The 4,745-nt window shown below is 41.1% G+C and carries 4 protein-coding genes and 1 pseudogene; 2 read left to right on the top strand and 3 right to left on the bottom strand.

Features of this window, described 5'->3' with window-relative positions; genetic code table 11:
- Both Q0296_RS05540 and Q0296_RS05535 read left to right on the top strand, forming a co-directional pair.
- Nucleotides 1-465: pseudogene (locus Q0296_RS05540) on the top strand (sulfate adenylyltransferase); the annotation flags it as partial.
- A gap of 8 nt (nt 466-473) precedes the next feature.
- Entirely contained in the window at nt 474-941 is a 468-nt protein-coding gene (locus tag Q0296_RS05535; protein WP_103567837.1) for a phosphatidylglycerophosphatase A, read from the top strand.
- Nucleotides 942-975: 34 nt separating this feature from the next.
- Here the strand turns inward: Q0296_RS05535 and Q0296_RS05530 are convergent, their stop codons facing one another.
- The 3 genes from Q0296_RS05530 to ccsA form a co-directional block, all read right to left on the bottom strand.
- Complete coding sequence (locus tag Q0296_RS05530; protein ID WP_298037736.1) at nt 976-1,581, bottom strand: hypothetical protein; 606 nt, start codon at nt 1,579-1,581, stop codon at nt 976-978.
- Between the two features lie 78 nt (nt 1,582-1,659).
- Complete coding sequence (locus Q0296_RS05525) at nt 1,660-2,097, bottom strand: fatty-acid--CoA ligase (RefSeq protein ID WP_298037733.1); 438 nt, start codon at nt 2,095-2,097, stop codon at nt 1,660-1,662.
- On the bottom strand, nt 2,098-4,745 hold a 2,648-nt coding region (gene ccsA, locus Q0296_RS05520), incomplete at its 5' end, for a cytochrome c biogenesis protein CcsA (RefSeq protein ID WP_298037731.1).

The following is a 4,745-nucleotide window of genomic DNA, read 5'->3' as shown; positions in this document are numbered from 1 at the left end:
CTTGAGTGTATCGCAGCCTCAAGGCTTGGCGCAAACAAGCTAGTCATCGGACAAAACCACTCTGGCATCGGCATGTTTTTTGACCACAACGAGGCGCACACGATCCTTGATATCTACAAAAACGACCTAAATTTAGACGTGATCGTCCTACCTGAGCTAGTTTATTGCAACAAGTGTAAGACACTAGTTAGCACCAAAAGCTGCCCGCACGGACAGCACCACCAGATCAAATACCACCCAGACGTGATCAAAGAGCTGCTATTTAACGGCATAATGCCGCCAGCTATACTAGTAAGGCCCGAAATTTCAGCGCTCGTGCTAAGCAAGCTCTATGTAAACCGCTTCAAAGACATACAAAAGCTCTGCGACGATCTTTTTGTAAATTCTGGACTGCTTGAAAACAAGACCGACCGCGACTTTTACGAGGAGCTCATGAAGCTTTATCAGACATCATCACTCACTTAAGGAAATTTATGCAAAAGCTATTTTTGACATTTTTTGGATTTGGACTTTTACCAAAGGCACCTGGCACTTGGGGCTCAGTGGCTGGAGCTGTGGCAGCTTATTTTGTGTTATATTTTTTCTCATCTACTACGCTTTTGCTAGCTAGCATTTTGTTATTTTTGGTGAGCATCAGCGTCATTGATGATTTTGAAAAAAAGGTAAATTCACACGACGAGAGCTTTATCGTGATCGACGAGGTTGCTGGCGTTTGGCTCGCTATCGCCATTAGCGGAGCGACGATCTCTCAGCTAGTGCTTTCGCTCGTACTTTTTAGGGTGCTTGACATCAAAAAACCATCGATCATTGGCAGGATCGACCGCAACGTAAAGGGCGGACTTGGCGTTATGGGCGATGATATGGTTGCTGGATTTTTCGCTGGCATTATTAGCGCGATGATATATGGCGTGGCTATGAAATTTGGCGTAGTTTTGCCGTAAGCTGAGCTAGCTATCTTGCTGGCTCTTTTTAAATTTAGCCATCCCTACTATTTTTCCATTTTAAAAACTCATCCCACTCCTCTTTTGAGACTAGAACTTTATCGTTAGAATTTATCTCATCCATGCCTGCAAATTTCTCTTTATCATGGACTTTTCTAAAGACTATCATATTATAAAGTGAAAATTTTAGCTCTTCAAAAATGCTTAAATTTTTAACATTTTCAGGGATTATCTCATTATCATTTTTATCGCTATTTTTACCACCCAAAAACAGCAAATAAACAAGCGGGGTCATGAAGCTAAATCTTAAAAGTATGGCTAAAAAGCAGTTTATAAAGCCGTGATTGTATTTAATGCAAACATAAAAGCCAAAAACAGCGTAAATGGCCATTATAAAAAGCACGGCATAAAATATGTAAGATAGCCCAGTATCGTTTGAAATGCCAAAATACTCGGCCGCTTCACTAAAAATAGCTACAGATATAGGAAATATCACAAGCGGAACGATCAGATGTAGGCCGATCAAGTCAAATTTACTCACATAGACTTTTATATTTCGCCTGCCAGCAAAGATCATAAACAAAATAGCTAGCACTATCGGCACAAAGATCAAACTAGCATAGAGATCATTGATGTCCAAATTGCACTCCTATTTTTGCTTTGTAAATTTGAGTTTTGCTAACGACGTTTTGCGTTCTTAAATTTAAAAAAGCTAAATTTACCTACGATTTTTGCGGTTTTCTATGCCGATTTTTTCACTCTCTTCTATCTCTGTAACATAGCTTGGATTTTTCTTTTTAGCCTCTTTGTCTAAAAAGCTAATGAGCTTTGCGTCGGCATTTTGGTGAGAGCAGATTAGGATTATAAAATTTATGTAGTTGCTAGCCTCTTTTGGCGCACTCTTATCTTTTTTGGCCGGTATACTAAATTTATCAGCAAAAACTTTAACCAGATCAAAAAGCTCGTTTTTGCTTAAGCTATTATCGCTTGCAAGCTCTTCAAGCTTCTCGATTGTAAGTATCTCTTCTTTAATAGGTGTAATTTTATTAGCAGGCTTGGTCTCTTTAGTATTATCTTTCAAAAGCAGATAGATCAGCACACAAACGGCAGCTATCAACAATGCACTAAAAAAGACTATCAAGCCCTTTACAAACATCTATAACCTTGAGCAAAGTGAGCGTTTCGTAAATGCGGCAACGCTCATAAGCACCATCACAGCAATACTCACCCAGATAAAGTCAGGCACCGGTAGCGGGTCTCCAGCTGCATATGAGTGCATGCCAGTTAGGTAGAAATTCACGCCAAAATAGGTCATTATGATCGACCAATAGGCAAAAAATGAGGCAACAGCAAACGCGTACTGGTTATTTAGTCTTGGTATAAATCTCATGTGAAGCACAGCCGCGTAGACAAGGATCGAAACTAGCGCCCAAGTCTCCTTACTATCCCAGCCCCAGTATCTACCCCAGCTCTCGTTCGCCCATACCCCACCAAGGAAGTTTCCAAGTGTAAGAAGGCTTAGTCCTAGTATCATCGCCATCTCATTTATGCGAGTTGCCTCAAGGATGTTGCGTGAAATTTCCGCATGTGGCTTTTTCTTATTTTGTAAGATGATAAGCAGTAGAGTAAAGCCACCAAGCAGCGAACAAAGACCCAAAAATCCGTAGCTAGCGGTAATGATAGAAACGTGAATAGTCAGCCAGTAGCTCTGAAGCACAGGCACAAGCGTAGTGATCTGCGGATCCATCCAGCTAAGGTGCGCGACAAAGAGCGTAATGCCAGCTAGTATAGATGTCAGCGCAAGTGCGATCGGACTGCGTTTTGCAAAGACTAAGCCAGAAAGTCCAAGCGCCCAAGCAATATAGACCATCGACTCGTATGCGTTACTCCAAGGTGCGTGCTCGGCGATATACCAGCGAAGCCCAAGACCTACCGTGTGTGCCAAGAATGCTAGGAAATTTACAACATAGACAACCTTTACGATGCCATTTATCTGAACCTTAGGAGCTAGCATCTTAACAAAAACGAAGAATAAAAGCGCTAGGCCTGCCAAGAGATATATCGGTGTTAGGCGGTCAAAAATTTGGTATTTATTAAATATAAGCTCGATATCTATCTTTTTCTCACTTGGCATAACAGCAGCGCCGTATTTGTGCTGATACTCTGAAATTTTATCAAGCGCAGCATCAGCCTTGCTCCAGTCATTATCTTTAGTCGCCGCATCAACTGCCGTAAAATAGTCCCTCATCATGCCAACAACACTATCAGCCTCTTTTGGCGTGAAATACATCATCGCAGAAGCAGGCGAATACCAAGAGTGTGACGGGTCATCTTGTTTTGGGAAAATTTTGAAAATTTCACCGATAAATATCATATAAAATACGTTTAATCTCTCATCGATCTTGATCACATCTTTGTCAAATGTATTGCGTGAGCCTGGGTGTTTGCGGTTGGCGATCTCTGTAAATTTAGTGAGTTTATACTCGCTTCCACCATCTTTTGTGAGTTTGAAAAACTGATCAAAGCTTCCGTATTTGGCATTTTCATCGACGCCAAGCTCTTTTTTGAGCTCTTTGCTTTGTCCAAGCGCGATGATCTTTTCGTTTCTCCAAAAATCAGGCGTAACCATGATAGAGAGCATAGCTTGATTTGAATTTAAACTACCAATACTATCGCCTCTATGAATTTTGTTTAAAATTTCTTTGCTAAGCGTATCAAATGGCTTCATCCTGCCATCTGGACTCTGCACGATGAGCCTAGAGAGCTTATCAGCATGCTCTTTGCTGATCTGTGGAAGGAAATCCTCAGCCCTTAGTGAGCTAAAATTTAGTCCCAAAAGCAAGATAGCGATCATAGCAACTGCTTTTTTGCCACTTTTTGTTGATTCATTATCGATTAGTTTTGCTAGCTTTCTAAAGCGGCTACCTGGGTTTATCACGTTTAGCAAAAAGCCAAGACCAAGCAAGAAGTAGCCGATGTAAGTTGGAATTTTGCCCGGGTCTTTATTTACAGATAGGATCGTGCCCTTTTCATCTGTGTCATAAGAGCTTTGGAAAAATCTATATCCATCATAGTCAAGCACGTGGTTCATGTAAATTCTGTAGTCAAACCCAGGCGCGTCCGTGCCATCTTTTACCACGACCTCGCTTGAGTAGCTCATCGGCGAATTTGAGCCGGGGTATCTTTTGAGTTCAAAGTCTTTTAAGAATAGACTAAATGGCAGTTTGACCTGCTGAGCGCCCCATGAGGCGTTAAATTTCTGTCCAGCCACGGCTAGGCGTGATGGCTCCATTAGGTTGTAAAAAATATACATCTCTTTGCTCTCGCCTTTGTAGCTAAGCTCTGTTACCACTGCGTTAAACTCGCTATCTTTTGAGCTAACTAGCTTTCTTGAGGCGTGTGTTGAAACTAGTCTTGGGGCGAAATTTATATTTGCCACAGTGTAAAGACTGCCAGTGCCAAATTCATTCACACCACCAGCTGCAAGCTCTGTCTTTGAGCTATCAGCCATCGTAAATTTTGAAATTTCTACGTTTGAAGTGACTGTAAATTTTCCATTTTCTAGCAAGAAAAGTACATATTTTTTCTCTTCGCCTGGTTTTGCATTAAAGATAAAACTGATATCTCCAACTCTAGCCTCTTCTTCTTCGAGTAAGAAAATCTCTTCGCTATCGCTCTCGTTTGATACGACAAATTCAATAACTGGCTTTCCTTTTTCGTCATCTACAAATTTATAGCTTGCATTTGGTACAAATTCTTTAAATTTTAAACTGGCCTCACCGTCTGCTGTTTTTAGCTTTAGAT

Source organism: uncultured Campylobacter sp., from assembly GCF_937890585.1.
Taxonomy (GTDB): domain Bacteria; phylum Campylobacterota; class Campylobacteria; order Campylobacterales; family Campylobacteraceae; genus Campylobacter_A.
This window is presented reverse-complemented; position numbering and strand designations above follow the sequence as displayed.